This window comes from Gilvimarinus polysaccharolyticus (assembly GCF_001187555.1).
Taxonomy (GTDB): Bacteria; Pseudomonadota; Gammaproteobacteria; order Pseudomonadales; family Cellvibrionaceae; genus Gilvimarinus; species Gilvimarinus polysaccharolyticus.
This window is the reverse complement of record NZ_LFIJ01000002.1, coordinates 555,102-573,331: the sequence shown is the minus strand read 5'-3', so window position 1 is coordinate 573,331 and position 18,230 is coordinate 555,102. Positions and strand designations below refer to the sequence as shown.

At 46.1% G+C, this 18,230-nt stretch carries 12 protein-coding genes; 7 read left to right on the top strand and 5 right to left on the bottom strand.

From position 1 onward, the window contains the following. Positions 1 to 327 precede the first annotated feature (327 nt). The 4 genes from dnaA (at position 328) to gyrB (ending at position 6,546) form a co-directional block, all read left to right on the top strand. On the top strand, positions 328 to 1,749 hold the full coding sequence (dnaA, locus tag GILYN3_RS11020) for a chromosomal replication initiator protein DnaA (protein ID WP_232305620.1): 1,422 nt from the start codon (positions 328 to 330) through the stop codon (positions 1,747 to 1,749). A gap of 84 nt (positions 1,750 to 1,833) precedes the next feature. After that, a complete protein-coding gene (gene dnaN, locus GILYN3_RS11015; RefSeq protein ID WP_049723029.1) occupies positions 1,834 to 2,940 on the top strand; it encodes a DNA polymerase III subunit beta in 1,107 nt (368 codons plus the stop codon). A 33-nt stretch (positions 2,941 to 2,973) separates the two neighbouring features. After that, positions 2,974 to 4,068: a DNA replication/repair protein RecF gene (gene recF, locus GILYN3_RS11010; RefSeq protein ID WP_049723028.1), complete on the top strand. Its 1,095-nt coding sequence runs from the start codon at positions 2,974 to 2,976 to the stop codon at positions 4,066 to 4,068. A 57-nt stretch (positions 4,069 to 4,125) separates the two neighbouring features. Next, positions 4,126 to 6,546: a DNA topoisomerase (ATP-hydrolyzing) subunit B gene (gyrB, locus tag GILYN3_RS11005; protein WP_049723027.1), complete on the top strand. Its 2,421-nt coding sequence runs from the start codon at positions 4,126 to 4,128 to the stop codon at positions 6,544 to 6,546. Between the two features lie 142 nt (positions 6,547 to 6,688). On the opposite strand, the gene GILYN3_RS11000 is transcribed toward gyrB, so the two are convergent. Then, positions 6,689 to 9,292, bottom strand: a complete 2,604-nt coding sequence (locus tag GILYN3_RS11000) for a bifunctional diguanylate cyclase/phosphodiesterase (protein ID WP_049723026.1) — start codon at positions 9,290 to 9,292, stop codon at positions 6,689 to 6,691. Between the two features lie 255 nt (positions 9,293 to 9,547). On the opposite strand from GILYN3_RS11000, the gene GILYN3_RS10995 reads away from it, so the two are divergent. Beyond that, entirely contained in the window at positions 9,548 to 12,148 is a 2,601-nt protein-coding gene (locus GILYN3_RS10995) for an ATP-binding protein (protein WP_049723025.1), read from the top strand. Between the two features lie 6 nt (positions 12,149 to 12,154). On the opposite strand, the gene GILYN3_RS10990 is transcribed toward GILYN3_RS10995, so the two are convergent. Both GILYN3_RS10990 and GILYN3_RS10985 read right to left on the bottom strand, forming a co-directional pair. Next, positions 12,155 to 13,090 (bottom strand): carboxylesterase family protein, encoded by a 936-nt coding sequence (locus tag GILYN3_RS10990; RefSeq protein WP_084005368.1) that lies wholly within the window; start codon positions 13,088 to 13,090, stop codon positions 12,155 to 12,157. Between the two features lie 29 nt (positions 13,091 to 13,119). Further along, a complete protein-coding gene (locus GILYN3_RS10985) occupies positions 13,120 to 13,599 on the bottom strand; it encodes an Lrp/AsnC family transcriptional regulator (protein WP_084005366.1) in 480 nt (159 codons plus the stop codon). Positions 13,600 to 13,858: 259 nt separating this feature from the next. Between GILYN3_RS10985 and leuA the strand changes: the two genes are divergently transcribed. Both leuA and GILYN3_RS10975 read left to right on the top strand, forming a co-directional pair. After that, positions 13,859 to 15,556 (top strand): 2-isopropylmalate synthase, encoded by a 1,698-nt coding sequence (gene leuA / locus GILYN3_RS10980; protein WP_049723024.1) that lies wholly within the window; start codon positions 13,859 to 13,861, stop codon positions 15,554 to 15,556. Positions 15,557 to 15,769: 213 nt separating this feature from the next. After that, on the top strand, positions 15,770 to 16,891 hold the full coding sequence (locus GILYN3_RS10975) for a pectate lyase (protein ID WP_157484922.1): 1,122 nt from the start codon (positions 15,770 to 15,772) through the stop codon (positions 16,889 to 16,891). Here GILYN3_RS10975 and GILYN3_RS10970 read toward each other — a convergent pair. Then, a complete protein-coding gene (locus tag GILYN3_RS10970) occupies positions 16,863 to 17,654 on the bottom strand; it encodes a lysophospholipid acyltransferase family protein (RefSeq protein ID WP_049723022.1) in 792 nt (263 codons plus the stop codon). The genes GILYN3_RS10975 and GILYN3_RS10970 overlap by 29 nt on opposite strands. Beyond that, entirely contained in the window at positions 17,654 to 18,229 is a 576-nt protein-coding gene (gene gmhB, locus GILYN3_RS10965) for a D-glycero-beta-D-manno-heptose 1,7-bisphosphate 7-phosphatase (protein ID WP_049723021.1), read from the bottom strand. Before gmhB ends, GILYN3_RS10970 begins: the two co-directional genes overlap by 1 nt. Position 18,230 lies beyond the last annotated feature (1 nt).

The following is an 18,230-nucleotide window of genomic DNA, read 5'->3' as shown; positions in this document are numbered from 1 at the left end:
TATTAGAGGTCTAGCCTTAGATTATGTTTGTTTGTAAGTTTTAATAGCTTTTGCGCAAGATGTAAGCAGTTTATTAACAGGTTTATCCACAGTTTGGTTTTTTGTGTGGTAGCCGGTGTGGGTGGGTTTTTCGGGTTTTTTTAGTTTTTTGTGAGTTGTTTGTTGGTTTTAGTTGGGGGCTTTGGTGTGGTTAAAAATAATCAATATAGGGTGTGGATAACTTTAGGTGTGGGCGGTACACTACTCGGCTTTCGTTTACATAGAATAAATTAAGTTGTTGGGGGTTGTGCTTTGCCGCATTCAGTGTGGAATTATTGTGTGTCCAGTTTGCGCGAGGAGCTTCCTTCGCAGCAGTTTAATACCTGGATACGTCCACTAAAAATAGATGAAAATGCGGATGCAGACCGGCTATGTTTGTTGGCGCCTAATCGGTTTGTGTGTGACTGGGTAAGCGAGAAGTTTTTAAGCCGAATTACAGAGCTTGCAGAGCACTATCAAGACGGGCCCGAAACCGCTATAGAGGTGACTGTCGCCGCTAGAGGCGGTGCGGGTAGGTCAAATGTTTTGTCTCCTAAAGCTAGCGCAAGCCAGATACCCGCTCCAGATCCGGTTCTGGCACCAGAAGCTGCCCCTTCTTTACATGAGCGTCGTTCGCGTAATGACGCACCACCGCCCTCAAGTCCACCATCATCCGATCAGTCGCCACGTGTAGATGGTGGCTTAAAGCATGAGGATAATCTTAACCGCGGTTTTACCTTTAATAGCTTTGTTGAGGGTAAGTCTAACCAACTGGGTTTGGCGGCTGCTCGTCAGGTGTCGGAAAATCCTGGTGGGTCTTACAACCCGCTGTTTATTTACGGTGGGGTTGGGTTGGGTAAAACCCACTTAATGCAGGCGGTAGGTAATGCGTTAATCAACAAAAACCCTAATGCTAGGGTTATTTATCTGCATTCTGAGCGATTTGTCGCTGATATGGTTAAGGCGTTGCAGTTAAACGCCATTAATGACTTTAAACGCTATTATCGATCAGTAGATGCGTTGTTGATTGATGATATTCAGTTTTTTGCTGGTAAAGAGCGTTCGCAGGAGGAGTTCTTTCACACATTTAACTCCTTGTTAGAAGGTGGGCAACAGATTATTCTGACATGCGACCGCTACCCGAAAGAAATCAATGGCTTAGAGGAGCGATTAAAATCTCGCTTTGGTTGGGGCCTAACGGTCGCGGTTGAGCCGCCAGAGCTTGAGACTCGCGTGGCAATTTTAATGAAAAAAGCCGCTCACGCCGGTGTAGATTTACCCCAAGATGCCGCCTTTTTCATTGCACAGCGAATCCGCTCCCATGTGAGAGAGCTAGAAGGGGCGCTTAAGAGAGTGATGGCGAGCGCTCACTTCACCGGAAGACCTATAGATGTCGAGCTGGTGCGAGAAGCGCTTAAGGATTTGCTTGCACTACAAGATCGGCAGGTGAGCATAGAGAATATTCAACGTGTAGTCGGTGACTACTACAAGATAAAAATAGGTGACATGTTATCTAAGCGTCGCTCACGCTCGGTTGCGAGACCTCGGCAGATGGCAATGGCCCTGGCAAAACAGCTGACTAATCATAGTTTGCCTGAAATTGGTGATGCTTTTGGTGGTCGTGATCACACGACTGTATTGCACGCTTGTCGAAAAATTAAAGAGCTTGAAGAGTTGGATTCAGATATCCGCGAAGACTTTAAAAATCTGTTGCGCTCGCTAACGACTTAAGCGTAACAAGTGACTTTGGTGCAATCGATTGCATAATCGTTTGCCAGACATTTAGTAAAATGGACCTGACGAAGAGACCTGCACATGAAACTTGTCGTAGCCCGCGAGGCTTTACTTAAGCCGTTACAGTTGGTATCAGGAGTGGTTGAACGCCGCCAAACACTACCAGTACTGTCGAATGTTTTGATGGTGCTTAAAGGCACTCATTTATCACTGACAGGTACTGATCTTGAGGTGGAGATTGTTGGCCGTGTAGAGCTTGACGTTCCCGGCGTAGATGGTGAAATAACAGTTCCGGCACGTAAGTTTGTCGACATTGTTCGCTCACTTCCCGATGATGCAAGCATTGAATTGCACGAAGAAGAGGGGCGGGTACTGCTGAAAAGTGGTCGTAGCCGGTTTACTTTATCTACCTTGCCTGCGTCCGATTTTCCAAATGTAGAAGATGGCCCCAGTGATTTACAGTTTAGTTGTCAGCAACGGGAAGTGAAACGTCTGATAGAGCGGACCGCTTTTGCAATGGCGCAGCAGGATGTTCGGTATTACTTAAATGGTATGTTGTGGGAGGTAAAGCAAGATCTGTTACGGGTCGTAGCTACTGATGGCCATCGCATGGCAATGTGTACACGCACGATAGGGGTTAATACAGCCGAGACTATCCAGGCTATTTTGCCCCGTAAAGGGGTGCTAGAGTTGTCGCGCTTAATGGGCGATGTCGATGATTTGGTTGATGTTATCTTAAGTGCTAATCATGTAAGGGTTACCTCTGAAGACTACACGTTCACTTCTAAATTGGTGGATGGTAAGTTTCCTGATTATGAACGTGTATTGCCTCGCGGTGGAGACAAGATCATCTTTGGTTCGCGCACCGAGTTAAAGCAAGCGTTTTCTCGAACCTCTATTCTATCTAACGAGAAGTATCGTGGTGTACGTTTGTTGTTAGAGGATGGTCAGTTAACTATTGTTGCTAACAACCCAGAACAAGAAGAAGCTGAAGAGCAACTAACGGTAGATTATAGTGGCGGCTCGTTAGAGGTTGGCTTTAATGTCAGCTACTTATCTGATGTTGCAAACGTTATAGAAGGGGATTCGATAAAGATTACCCTATCCGATGCTAATAGTAGTGCGTTGCTTGAAGAGCCAGAAGATGGTGGTGATTCTCTTTATGTTGTGATGCCAATGCGCCTGTAATGGGCGCATAGCGACACTATAATACGTTTCTATATGTCTATTAGTCGGTTAAGCATTCAAAATTTGCGCAATGTGATAACGCTAGATATACAACCCTCCTCCGATGTAAATCTTATTTTTGGTGAAAACGGCTCTGGTAAAACATCAATACTAGAGTCTATCCACGTATTGTCTCTTGGCCGCTCTTTTAGGGGCCCAAAAATCAAGGCACTTATTAACGAGCACTGTGAAGATATGACAGTTTTTGCTCGTCTTATCGCTGACGCTGACAGTATTCCTTTGGGGGTTACTCGTAGCCGTAATGGCGATGCGGTGTTCAAAGCTCGTGGTCAGGCGGTTGGTTCACTGGCTGAGCTCGCGGGACTGCTTCCGCTGCAAGTTATTAATGCAGATGTGTTTTTATTGTTGGAGGGGAGCCCGGCCACAAGGCGCCAGTTTTTAGATTGGCTGGTGTTCCACGTGGAACCTACCTTTTTTAGCGCCTGGAAAGCCGCACAACGCTGTTTAAAACAACGGAATAGTATCCTACGGCGTGATAGAATAGAGGGTTCAGAGCTAGCGGTTTGGGAGCGAGAGCTAGTTTCCGTTAGTGAGCGAATAGTAGATATGCGGACACGTGCGTTTAACGTGTTTAGTGAAGTCTTTCACCAGCTTATAGGTGAGTTTGTTATGGTTGAGGGGTTAACCCTTAGCCTCTATCGCGGTTGGGAGAAGGATAAACTTTACGCTGATGTATTAGCGGACACTCTGGAGCGTGATAGTCGCCTAGGGTTTACCGGGGCAGGAGTTCACCGCAGCGATATTCGGATTCGAATAAAAGGCCATGCGGCGGCCGATGTTTTGTCTCGTGGCCAACAAAAGCTTCTTGTTTGTGCAATGAAAATCACACAGGGAGTTGTATTTGCGCAATTAACTGGGCGCCATTGTATTTTTTTGGTTGATGATTTACCTGCAGAGCTAGATGAAGCTCATCGACAGCTTTTAGTTGATTGGTTAGATCGGTTAGAAACACAGGTGTTTATTACTGGTGTGGAGCAAGAACAATTGCTTCAGCCGTGGCGAGAAAAGCCTAACAGGCAGATTAAATTGTTCCACGTGGAACAAGGAAAGATTTCAGAGCAGTTATAATGCAGCTTGCGTACAGGTATGACGCTAGCCAAACGAAAAATTCGGAGTGTAAGACCTATGTCAGACGATACCCCCAGTTACGATTCCTCCAGTATTAAGGTCCTTAAGGGGCTAGATGCCGTTCGTAAGCGCCCAGGTATGTACATTGGAGATACCGATGATGGCACAGGCTTACATCACATGGTTTTTGAGGTGGTCGACAACTCTATAGATGAGGCGCTGGCTGGGCACTGCTCCGAAGTTAAGATTGTGATTCATCCAGATGAATCTATTACTGTCTCAGATAATGGTCGTGGTATACCCACTGAAATGCACGAAGAGGGTGTATCGGCAGCAGAGGTAATTTTAACCGTACTACATGCCGGTGGTAAGTTCGATGATAACACCTATAAAGTGTCTGGCGGTTTACACGGTGTAGGTGTCTCGGTAGTGAACGCGTTATCGGCCGAACTGAAGCTGACTATTCGTCGAGGGGGTAAGGTTTATGAGCAGTTCTACAGCCACGGTGTGCCACAAGCACCGTTGAATGTGGTGGGGGATACTAGTAGCACTGGCACAGAGATTCATTTTAAGCCCTCACCAGAAACCTTTACTAATATAGAGTTCCACTTTGAGTTACTTGCTAAGCGTCTACGCGAGCTGTCATTTTTAAACTCTGGCGTGCGGATCATCCTTAAGGATGAACGTAGCGGAAAAGAAGAGGTTTATGAGTATGAGGGTGGTTTACGAGCTTTTGTGGAGCATTTAAACGTAAATAAAACGCCTATCAATAAGGTGGTGCATTTTAATACCGCACGTGAAGACGGTATATCGGTGGAGGTCGCTTTGCAATGGAACGATTCTTTCCAAGAGAACCTTTTTTGTTATACCAACAACATTCCCCAGCGTGATGGTGGTACCCATTTGGCGGGGTTTCGCGCCGCATTAACTCGCAGTATGAATACCTACATCGAGCGCGAAGGTTTGGCGCAAAAAGCTAAAGTAAGCACAACGGGCGATGATGCTCGCGAAGGCTTAACGGCTATAGTTTCGGTTAAAGTACCCGACCCTAAGTTTTCATCGCAAACCAAAGATAAATTGGTGTCGTCGGAGGTGAAAACCGCCGTAGAGCAAGAGATGGCGCAGAACTTTACCGATTATTTGTTAGAAAGCCCGCAAGAAGCTAAAGCTATTGTTGGCAAAATGATTGATGCTGCTCGAGCTCGTGAGGCTGCCCGTAAAGCCCGTGAGATGACCCGTCGCAAAGGGGCTCTTGATATTGCAGGCCTACCGGGTAAATTGGCCGATTGCCAAGAAAAAGACCCAGCTTTATCTGAATTGTACTTAGTGGAGGGTGACTCTGCAGGTGGTTCGGCCAAGCAAGGACGGGCGCGTAAAACACAGGCTATTTTACCGCTTAAAGGTAAGATTCTAAACGTCGAAAAAGCCCGTTTTGATAAGATGTTGTCGTCGGCCGAGGTCGGCACACTGATTACAGCTTTGGGTTGTGGTATTGGTAAAAGTGAGTTTAACCCAGAGAAGTTGCGCTATCACAGTATCATTATCATGACTGATGCTGACGTGGATGGCTCGCACATTCGCACCCTGTTACTGACCTTTTTCTTCCGTCAGATGCGTGAGTTAATCGAACGTGGTCATGTTTATATTGCCCAGCCACCGCTGTATAAGATTGCTAAGGGTAAACAAGAACAATACCTTAAAGATGAGCCGGCACGAATAGCCTTTTTAACTCAAGCCGCGCTAGATGGGGCTAGTTTACACGTTAATGCGGATGCTCCAGGGGTTAGTGGCGAGGCGCTAGAGAGCTTGGTGGGTGAGTATCGAGCGGTTATGAGTACAATAGATCGGCTGTCCCGTTTATACCCGAGTGACGTACTAGAGCAGATGATTTATATGCCATCTCTTAGTGTTGAGCAATTGGCTAGTCGAGAGAGTGTAGAGCAGTGGTGTGAACTATTAGCATCACACTTTGTAAACTCGCACCGTGCAGGAAGCGACCGCTACGAAATTAGTGTTCGCGAAGACCAAGAGAGAAATCTGTTTTTACCCCATATCGAAATTATTGAGCATGGTGTGGCGGCAGAGTATCCCTTTAATCATGAGTTTTTTGTGTCGGGTGAATATCGCTCGATAATAGCGCTAGGCGTAAAACTTGAGAGCCTAATAGAAGAGGGCGCCTATATACAACGCGGCGAGAAAACCCAAGAGGTAGAGAGTTTTCAGCAAGCACTCGATTGGCTGATGAAAGAGGCCGCGAGAGGTTACTCGATTCAGCGTTATAAAGGTCTGGGTGAGATGAACCCAGAGCAACTGTGGGATACCACCATGAACCCAGAAACTCGGCGTATGCTTAAAGTAAATATTGCCGATGCGATTGGTGCAGATCAAATCTTTACCACCCTCATGGGGGATCATGTTGAGCCGCGCCGAGAGTTTATCGAAACCAATGCGTTAGCGGTTGCTAACTTGGATGTGTAGAATTAAGTAGTAGTTGACCAAAATCCTCACAACTTAAATCCCCAAAACCCCCAATATCCGAAAAGGTATTGGGGGTTTTTTGCACTACTAATAACACAATTTGTGTGTAAATAGCGTGTTATTCGAGACCTTAAGTTTATCGCTATAGATTGGGGAAAGGGGTTAAATTAGTTGCCTTGAGCTTTTCTTGCTCGATAAGTTGCACAAACTGTTCGGCCGGCAGAGGCTTATTAAAATAGTAGCCTTGGCCGTAATCGCAGTGCCAACTACGCAAATAATTAAGTTGCTCTAAGGTTTCTATACCTTCGGCAACCACCTCTAGATTTAGTTTGTGTGATAGTCCGATCATTGTCTCGGTTAGTGCCTCGGGGGTTGCCTCTTGTCCGAGTTTTTTAATAAACGACTGATCGATCTTAATAATATCGATTGGAAATTTAGTGAGATAACTCAGGGATGAATAACCGGTACCAAAATCATCGATGGCAATGGTAATGCCGAGTGATTTTAGTTTAGTTAAAACCCACATAATACGATCGGATTCTTCTATCAACAACCGCTCGGTTATTTCGACGGTGATATCGAGCTGTTTGGATGCTTGGGTAATCAACGCCAGCCATCTATCTAGAGAGTCATCTTTACTGGAAAAAACACGAGGTGAAACATTAATAGATAAGCTAAGCGGATATTCTAATTTTTGTGAAAGTGTGATTAGTTGCTCGCTCGCTGTCGCCAATACAAAACGATCAATCTCATTGATTCGTCCCGTCTCTTCGGCCAAAGTAATAAATTCATCGGTAGGTATTTGTTTTCCATTACGAAACCAACGAACTAAGGCCTCGCACTTTCCTATATGGTTATCGTTTAAATCTATGATTGGTTGGTAGTAAACACAGAACTCTTGGTTTTCCATAGCGGTGACGAGTTGAGTGCTTAAAACATGGCGTTTTTCTGAAACCACTTGCATGTTTCTAGTAAAAAATTGCCAACCATTACGTCCCGAGCGTTTAACACCGTACATTGCTTGGTCGGCTTTAGATACTAAAGGTTCGGCATTATCACCGTCATCGGGGTATATAGAGATACCTACACTAGCGCCGCAAAAAACATGATTTTCACCGATTGTATAAACCTGACTTATGGCTTTAATAATTTGTTCGGCAATGGATACCGAAACTTTCACATCGTAAATATCGTGCAAAATAACAATAAACTCGTCGCCACTATAGCGAGCAACTGTGTCGCTAGATCGGATGCATGCTTTGATTCTATCGCCGACACATTTAAGTAAATGATCACCGATGGTGTGGCCTAAATTATCATTAACCGGTTTAAAGTTATCAAGATCGATAAATAAAATGGCTAATTTAGTATTGTTTCGTTGCGCCGTAGTGATGGCTTTGTTTAGTTGTTTTTGAAAAAGAAATCGATTGGGAAGGCCGGTTAATTGATCGTAAATTGCCTGTTGCTGGATTTTATTAGTAAAGTGTTTTCGCTCGGTTATGTCTTGCATCGAGCCAAGAACAGAGAACGGCTGCGTACCTTCTAATATAGGTTTGCCAATAATACGAGTCCAACATTTCCCTGTGTTTTTAGAGATATAGTACAGCTCTAAGTCAAAAGGTGTGCCGTGTGTAGCAGCAATAATGGCGAGTTTAAGAGCTTTAGCTTGATTAGCATCAAAGGTTGCGAGTATTTGCGCCAGTGTCGGCGGTGAATTCTGGTACGCCATATGAAGCGTATTGGCAGTTTGTTCGCTCCAGTGCGATAAAATAAGGCGATCTTTCTCGGGGGATAATCGCCAACCACCTACCAACGCGAGCTTGCCAGCCTCGCGCAATAAGGCTTCATTTTCTTGTAGACTGCGACGATAATAAAAATCACGCCGTATTTGCCGGTAACGATAGGCAATCGTTGTAATAAGCATTAGCGCAATAATAATAAATGAGCAGCGCAGTAACCAAAAAACAGGGTTATTGCTAACCCAGCCGTGCAGAGGCCGCGCTGCTAGCTGCCAGCCGCCACCTGCAATATTAAGTGTTGTAACTACACTGTGCGGATCAGTGAACACCTCGCCATGGCCATAAAACACCTCTCCTTGCTCGCCAAGACCATCACGGCCTCGTATTGCGATTTCTACACTGGGTTCGTCCTCTAGCAACCCAGCGGCGCGGTATAGGTCTTGGGTCATCATGGGGGCCGATACAACACCCCAAAAGGTGTTGTTGTCAGTAAAGACTGGAGCGCGTCCGATAACGGCTTCAGGACCCTGCCAAAGTATAAGAGGACCTGCAAGGTTAAGTGTACCCGGCTGGGTTAATGTCTTAATTACAGCCAGCTCATGCGGGTAATCGCGGTAATCTAGACCTAAGATTGCTTTGTTTTTGTCGGGTGGATAAACATAATGAGTAATTAAGTTTGGTGCGGCAGAAATATTTATCAATAAGGGTTCTTGGCGAAATACCGCGGCGGCGTAATGTTCAAACTCGGCCTGAGATAGGTTGGGGTGCGCGCCAATATAAGCGGCAAAACCACTAATGAGTGATAAATTATTATTGATAGCACCAACAAGCTTTGCACGGTGTGTGTCGAGTTGTTGGCTGACTTGTTGTTGTTTGTTAAATATTTCTGATTGATGAAAATAACGCTCTAACATCACCTCGACAGCGGTAGCCACAAGTAGTAAGGCGACACATATGGTAAGAGCCCATTTTGCCGCAGGATTACGCTTTAGGTTTTCCAGGGTCATATCGCCTTAATCTAATCCATGGACGAGTAATAAAAGCTGCTAAATTATAACTACAATATAGCTTTTTTTGTGTGGATTTACAGCGGAAATGGAATATTCCGCTAAAGACACCATAATAAAAGGGTTGCGGTAGGCCTTTATCTAGACTGGCGAGCGGTTTTACCTCCAATAAAGCACTTTAATTTTTGTGAAATGACAAACTTCGAGCTTGTGCTACTGTTAGAGCAGAATGAGTTAACCTGAGGCGCAATATACTTGCAGACTTTTTTGCGTATAGTTTTTTTAGCTTTGACTTACTGGATAGTAGGTCTTCTGGTGGCGTTAATGGCTATGCCGCCAGGTTTTGCTGTGGCGGCGTTTCTACCAGCGGGGATGGCGCTAGGAGCGTTACTGTTGTTTGGCCGACGCCTTTGGCCTGGTGTGCTTATTGGTTCATTTGGTTTAAATCTAAGCATTGTTTACGGTAGTAACCTAGCGTTGTCGACGACAGATCTAGTTATGGCGACGACGATCGGGTTAGGAAGTACCTTTGCTGCGGTTTGTGGTGAATGGCTTATTACCCGCTTTTGTTCGCGACATCACACGTTGTCGAGCGAGCGGAATATTCTTGTAAGTTATTTTTTAGGGGGCCCAGTCAGTTGTAGTATAAGCGCGACCATTGCAACTGTTAGTTTTGTGCTTTTGGGTACTGAAGCGCAACAAGATATAAAGCATATTTGGTGGACATTGTGGTTGGGTGAGTCCATAGGTGTGTTACTGGTGCTGCCCATAATGTACTTGTTGTTTGCGCGCCCAAGGGTTTTATGGCGCGCAAGATGGCTAAGTCTGGGGATGCCGTTAGTGGTAGTCTTTACTTTAATGGCGGCTGTTTTTATCCGAGTAAATAATGCCGAGCTAGATAAAATTAGAGAATCGTTTTCACTGCAGGCACAACCCTTTAGTGCCAATATTAAAACACGTTTAGAAAGTCAGTTGGGTGTATTAAAAAGTATCGATAGTTTATTTCATACAACAAGTATTATCACCCAATCTGATTTCGAGAATTTTGTCGCAACACCGATGCAGGATAACCCCGAAATTTATGCCTTGTCTTGGAATGAGTATATTCAACATGGAGATCGCGAGGAAAATAACAGAAACGACACAATTACCGAGGAGGATGAGAATGGCAACATTATTACCGCGCCTGAGCGGGATGATTATATCTACGTAAAATACATAGTTCCAGTGGTGGGAAATGAGAGAGTAAAAAATTTTAATATTGCATCAATCCCATCACGTCGAGCGGTACTGGATCGTGCGGCGTTAACCCGTAAAGCACAAATGACAGCACCGATAAAGTTGGTGCAAGATACGGTAACCTCAAAAGCGATGTTATTGTTTTATCCTGTTTGTCAGCCGGAACTTACAGGCGATCAAACCTCCCCCCACGAATTGCAAGGCTTTGCTACCGCTGTGGTATTTATGAACCGCATAGTAGAGGAAGCGCTGATCGCGTATGGTGCTCGACCGACAGTTTCCGTGACCCTAGAGTACGTTAATAGCAAAGGTTTAGAGGTTATTCACAGGGGCAATAATACATCTGACTCGATATTGTCTGATTATGTTTTTTTCAAAGAATCTTTTGAGTTTGCAGGCCAAAAATTTTATTTAACACTAAGCCCGACCGATACGTTTATTTTACAGCATAAAAATTTATTTAACTGGACGGTTCTTGCCTTTGGTTTTTTGTTATGTGCTTTGTTGGGGGGAGTTTTATTGTCGCTTAGTCTTCGATCCAATATGATAAAACAACAAGTGTTTGAAAGAACACTTGAGTTATCATTAATTTTAGAGCACGCAAGCGAGGCAATATTAACCATAAATAACAAAGGTAGCATTACAAAAATAAATACCGCTGCCGCGTGCTTGCTAGGTGGTTCATCCGAAGACTTAAATAATTCCAGTATTATTCCGTATTTACCAAATCTAGGGTTAAATAAAAATACTATTGATGAAGTTTTTAGTGGTAAAAATAATAGTGTTATTGAAACAAATTTAACAACCGCTACGAATGAAAATCTAGCTGTTGAAATAGGTGTTAGCACAATTGAAATTGAGGGTGATGTTTATCGGATATTAATTTTTCATGATCTAACGGAGCGGAAAAAATCGGAGCGTTTAAAAAGTGAATTTATTAGCACCATAAGTCATGAGCTAAGAACCCCGCTAACGTCCATAAACGGAGCACTTAGGTTGGTTGGCTCTGGAGCACTTGGTGCGGTAGACGAAAAAATAAAAAAAATGATTGATATCGCAAGTACCAATGCTGAGCGATTACAGCAGTTAGTTGGTGATATTCTTGATATTGAAAAACTAGAGTTCGATCAGGTTAATTTTAATATTGAAACGTTTAATTTGGTAGATCTTATCAATCAGTCGATTGAGAGTATGGAAGTTTTTGCGCAAGGGTATAAGGTTAATATAGTAAAGCTTGATGACTTAAAGGCGTTTGATTATATAACGATCAGAGCCGATAAAAACCGTCTAATCCAGATCTTAGTAAACCTTTTATCAAACGCTATAAAATATTCTAAGCCAGGTGGTGATGTTGAGATTGGTCTGAGTGTTAGTTTGGATGAAGCTACATTTATGATTAAAGATTATGGTCGCGGTATACCGGAATATTTTAAGAAATATATATTTGAGCGGTTTTCACAGGCAGACTCTAGCGATAGTCGAGAAAAAAGTGGTACTGGACTTGGGCTGTATATCACAAAGGCTTTGGTCGAGAATATGTCGGGCTCAATTTGGTATGAGTCAGAATTTGGCCGGGGAAGTAAATTTTTTGTATCGCTACCCCGGCCTAAAAAATAAAATTGATTAGCGGCTTTGTTCTAGTAGCCACTGATAAAAATCATCGCTTTTATATACTCGGCGCCACGCATCGTGTCCCATATCTTCGTGCGTGGTGAAACGCACGTGAGTGTGGCCTAGCTGTTCTAAGCGATTGAGCGCTGGGTAAAAATATTGAATTGGCACAGCTGAATCACGTCCGCCGGCAAATTGCCATACAGGGATCTGATGCTTGGCAATAGGTGCGACGTAACTGGGGTGGCCCCAGCCAACCACGGGTGCAATAGCTGCAAATAGCGTTGGGTGCTGGCTGGCCATCCACCAAGTGCCGTATCCGCCATAACTCATGCCGGTTAGGTACAGTCGACTGATGTCAGTACGAAACTTTTTTTGGACATCGGCAATGATTGTCATTAAGTCATTATCTACTTTATCCCAACCTCCTGGTAATTTGGGTGGAATCGCATCCATATCGGTATGGGCTGCAACTCCCGTCATAGGTTGTGGGGTGGCAAAGTAGGGTGGGCGAGGCGGTACCCCTGAAGCTTGGCGTTGAGGGATTTGTGAGCGAGAGCGATTGTCGATGTAGCTGATGCCGCGCTTGTCCATGCCAAACATAGGCAACTGGGGGGAGATAATAATAAAAGGCAGGTCTTTTTTCTGAATCCATGCCTCGTATAACGGCCCATGAATTAATACATAATCAAGGTCTTCTTTACCGTCGCCACGCTCCCCATTACCGTGTAAGAATAAAATTACAGGCCATTGTTTGTCGGGTTGTGTGTGGTAATTCTGTGGCAGATAAACAAAAAAATCCCGCTCTTGTTTGTCAATCTCACTCATGTAGCTGATGCGCTCAAGGGCGGCATCACCATTGACTGTCTCGGTGGTTGACGTGGCAGAAAATCCTTGGGTGGCTAAACATAAAAGACTTACGGTGGCCAGTTGTATAAAGCGAATCATATCAATCTCAATGTTAAGGGTGCGACGATTTAGGCTTTGTGTGAAATAGGCAGTGCTGTGGTACGGATGGGGGATTTAAGTATAAAAGACGATTGTACGCCGGTAACACCCTCAATTCGCGTTAGTTTGTTAAGCAAGAAATGTTGAAACGCGTCCATATCCGCAACAATAACTTTGATTTGGTAATCGGCCGATTGCCCAGTAATAAGATGACACTCAAGCACTTCGGGGTAGTCGGCAATGGCATTTTCAAAGTTTTCAAAGCGCTCGGGAGTATGCCGGTCCATACTGATTTGGATAAGTGCGGTTAGGTTTAGCCCTAGCTTGCGAGCATTAAGTAGCGCGACATAACCATCAATCATGCCGTCTTCTTCTAGCTGTCGCACCCGGCGTAGGCAGGGTGACGGTGAAAGGCTAATTGCATCGGCCAGCTCTTGATTGGATATTCTTCCATCCCGCTGTAAACGCTCGAGAATCATCCCGTCGTATCGGTCAAGTTGCGTGCTCACAAACACATTCCTATTAAAATTCTTAGTGTTTTAACTATAGCGCAACAATATGCTAATAAATGTAAGTGTAAGGTTATTTTTGGCAATCATCTGCTGTGGCGTATTCCCTATACTAAGTGCATGGGTAGCAACATCGACAACCGGCCATAAGCGGGTTGAGATACAGAGGCCACAAGCCAGGTGGAGTAACAAGGGGTGATCCCCCGCGTATACGCAACACCAGCCGCCCCAATAGTCTATCGTACACTAGGAGCCAGTCATGTTAACGCAGCCAAACACCAAATATCACGCCTTTGCCCCAATCGATTTACAAGATCGTCAGTGGCCCAATAAAACCATTAGTAAACCCCCTGTTTGGATGAGTACAGATCTGCGTGATGGTAATCAGGCGTTGATTGACCCTATGTCGGTGGCCACCAAGTTAAAGTTCTTTAAAGCGTTGGTAGCGATGGGCTTTAAAGAAATAGAGGTGGGTTTCCCCTCGGCTTCGCAGGCTGACTTTGATTTGGTGCGGCTGTTAATTACAGATAAGCATATACCCGATGACGTCACTATTGAGGTATTAACTCAGGCGCGTCAAGAGCTGATTGATCGGACGGTAGAGTCTTTGGCTGGGGCGCGGCGTGCGATCGTGCATATGTATAATCCGACGGCGCCGGATTTTCGTGAGATTGTTTATCGCACTGACCAAGCTGGAGTTAAAGCTATTGCCGAGCAAGGCACCCGTTGGGTGCAAGAGGCCGTTGCGCGTTACCCCGATACCGAGTGGGTTTATCAGTATTCTCCCGAGGTGTTTTCCGGTACCGAGTTGCCCTTTGCCAAAGAGGTGGTTGATGCGGTATCGGCTATTTGGCAGCCAAGCACCAGCCATAAAATGATTGTTAACTTGCCGGCAACCGTAGAAATGGCTACCCCTAACACCTATGCGGATCAAATTGAGTGGATGCATCGCAATCTCGAGCGGCGCGATAGTATTGTTTTAAGTGTGCACCCACATAACGATCGCGGTACGGCAGTGGCGGCTGCAGAGTTAGCTGTAATGGCTGGTGCCGATCGGGTCGAAGGTTGTTTGTTTGGCAACGGTGAGCGCACCGGTAATGTTGATTTAGTGACGTTGGCGCTTAATTTGTATACCCAAGGTGTGCATCCAGGCCTTGATTTTGGTCATATAGACCAAGTGCGGCAGTTGGTCGAGCAGTGCAATCAATTGCCGGTGCATCCGCGCCACCCCTATGCGGGCGAGCTAGTTTTTACTGCGTTTTCGGGCTCACACCAAGATGCGATTAAAAAAGGTTTTGCTCAGCGCCAAGCTGATGATGTTTGGCGGGTGCCATATTTGCCTGTTGATCCGGCTGATCTCGGTCGCTCTTACGAGTCGGTCGTGCGGGTTAACAGTCAGTCCGGTAAAGGCGGCATTAGTTTTTTGTTGGCGCAAGAGTTTGGCTTGGATATACCGCGACGCCTGCAAATAGAGTTTAGTCGCATTGTTCAGGCGCATACCGATAAAACAGGTAAAGAAGTCACGAGCGCTGATATATTTGCCTTGTTTGAGCGAGAGTATCTACAAGTCGGTGAGCCGCTTAGCTACCATCATAACGAACAACACAGTCGCGATGACGAGGTGTCTATGGCGCTGGAGGTAAGTGTTGCGGGACAGCGTCAGCGTTTAATAGGACAGGGGAGCGGGCCGGTTGCGGCAGCGCTGGCCGCCTTACAGCCACTGGTTGATGAGCCTATAGTGGTGTTGGATTATCACGAGCACGCTATTAGCGGCGGTGGAGCCAAGGGTGATGCGGTGAGTTATATTGAACTGCGGTTTGGCTCGAGCGACCCCGTGTTTGGCGTCGGTCGTGATGGCAGTATTGTTGCCGCAGCAATAAAAGCATTAATCAACGGTATTAATCGCTCGCGCACCGATGCAGTGTTGGCCACATCGATGGCTGTAGCTTTAAGCTGAGTCAATGAGCATAGGCGTCATGCGTATTTAGCGTGGCGCTTTTTAGTGTGGTTTATTGCGTGCAGCATCACGTTTTGTCCTTAAAATCTATTAACTGCGCAATAACAAGAAGAGCTAAGTATTGTTCAGCAGGTCGATAGCGTATTCCGGTGCGCGGATGTTGGGTTACAATGTGCCCAGCTTCTACTTATTCCGCCGACCTCGAGCGCAGCTTTGATTCGTATCCGCACAACAGTTATCGTTTTGTTATTTACGCTCGGTGCTTGTGGCCATCAGCCTCCGGTGTATCGGCCCGTGGCGACCGATGGTTTTACTCGGGTGCTTGATTTTTGGCAGCGCAGTCACGGAGATCAACAGGTAGATCTGTACGACCAAAATCAAATCCTCGCGATTGCCGATAACCTTTTGTTGATGCAGCGCAATAACGGCGGTTGGCCCGCCAACCTTAATCCGTTTCGTAAACTGACCGCCGAGCAACAACAAATATTTTTACAACAGCAAAATGCTCACGATGCGAGTTTTGCTAACGGCAATATATTTCCGCAAATCTTTTACTTGTCTCACGTTTATCTACAAACCGGCGACGTACGCTATCGCGATAGCGCCAGAAAAGCTTTGCGTTTAGTTATGTCAGCGCAGCTGTACAATGGCGGTTGGAGTCAGAAGGTGCAGCTTGCTGAAGGCGGTGATCCAACGATTAATACCCGCGCCACCATTAATGCTCTTAGGTTTTTGCGTCGCGTTGCAAGTGGTGAGATGCCTTACGGCTATGTTCCATTTGATGTGCGGCGCAAGGCGGCGGATAGTGTCCGTAAAGGCGATCAGTTACTGTTGCGCCTACAGCAGGCATACGATAGTCGCGCCAGTATTTGGGCGGCGGCTTACGAGCTGAGTTCATCGTTGCCCACCGCAGCCAATGCCGAGGCTGTGGCTGCACTGGACCCTGAAGTCAGCGTGATTATTACTCGGTATCTTATGCAGATACAGCGGCCACCGGCTGAAGTTGTACGGGCAGTAACAGGAGCGGTGGATTGGTTTTCGCGTAACACCCTACAGCAGGTGCAATTGCGGGCGGGGGGCAAACAACAAGGCTGGTTGCCGGCGTATTCTCGGGTGGCGCAGCCGCGCAAAGCCTTGTGGGCTAGGCAGTACACCATTAGCACAAATCAACCATTGGTTAATGACGCTAGTGGTCGGCTGCTGGTGCCCGCTGAGATAAATACTTTAATGGCAGATAAAGATTGGTACGGCAACTGGGCGCGCGATTTATTGCAAACAGATTATCCACGCTGGCGGCGTCGCGCAATTATTCCCCCGGGCGCACCGGCGCTGTAACGGGGGTATTTTTCTCTCGTTGCCATGGGGCATAAATACCGTCGTCACGGGCAAGCGGCAATTGTTCGATTTGTTGCTCAATCCAGTTCTTTACTTCTTCTGTTAGGGTTTTACGATCACGTCCTTCGGTGCGAATAGCATCACCGATAACAACGGTAATGACTCCGGGGTATTTTAAAAAATGCTTATGTGGCCAACATTCGGCGGCGTTGTGAGCGACTGGGATAATCGGGGTGCCGGTAGCACAGGCAATGTCGGCACCGCTGCGGGCATACTTACCCTCTGTACCTAATTTGATGCGAGTGCCTTCGGGAAACACTAACACGCTGATACCTTGCTCTAAGCGCGCAATACTCTTTGTTTTTACATCTTTAAGCGCTTGCATTGGATTGCTGCGATCAATGGCGATGGGTCGCATTGATGCCAGTCCCCAGCCAAAAAATGGAATTCGCAACAGTTCTTTTTTTAAAATAATACTGACCGGTGCCAAGTGATACTGTAAAAACATGGTTTCCCATGTGCTTTGGTGTTTGGCCATAATCACTACTGGGTGATCGTTGTGTTGGCGTTTATCGATGATCTCTGTGCGAATATTACAGGCGACCTTTAACCACCAAATGACAAAACGGTTCCATAGTGTGACAACCCGCCAGCGCTGTGGGTAGGGTAAAATAGGCCAGATAATAACGCTGAGGCTACCGGCTATAATGCCCGAGCCGTAGTATCCAGTATTAAACAATAGCGTACGCAGGAACAATAACATTAGGCGTCCTGCTTAATAATTAGCTCAGCGGCGGCGGTTAGGTCGGCGACAACCGTAACGGTTTGACCCGCTAAACAAAACTCGGCATCCGCGCCGGGGGTATGATCCAGTTGTGCGCGGGTAGTGGCGCCGTTGCCGGTCTCTACTAGTATTAGGCGACAGCCTTTAGCCAGCCCTGTTTGTAAATCACGCAAACTGTCGCCAACCAAGGCAACTCCTTCAGCACTGGTATTAAATTCGGCTTCGATGGCATCCACTAATCCCGGTAAAGGTTTGCGGCATTTACAGTTGTCATCAGGGCCATGAGGGCAATAAAAAATAGCGCCCAGCTCGGCCCCTTCAGCCTCAACCAATTGAGTGAGTTTAGCGTGCATTGCTTCTAGATCATCTAGGTCAAAGTGGCCGCGCGCTAAGCCCGACTGATTAGTGGCTACCACAACCGTAAAGCCCGCCTGATGCAGACGGGCGATTGCCGCAATACTGCCGGGAATCGGCTGCCACTCATCTGCATTGCGCACAAAATCACCGGTGTCTTGATTGATAACGCCGTCGCGATCGAGAATCACCAGTTTCATA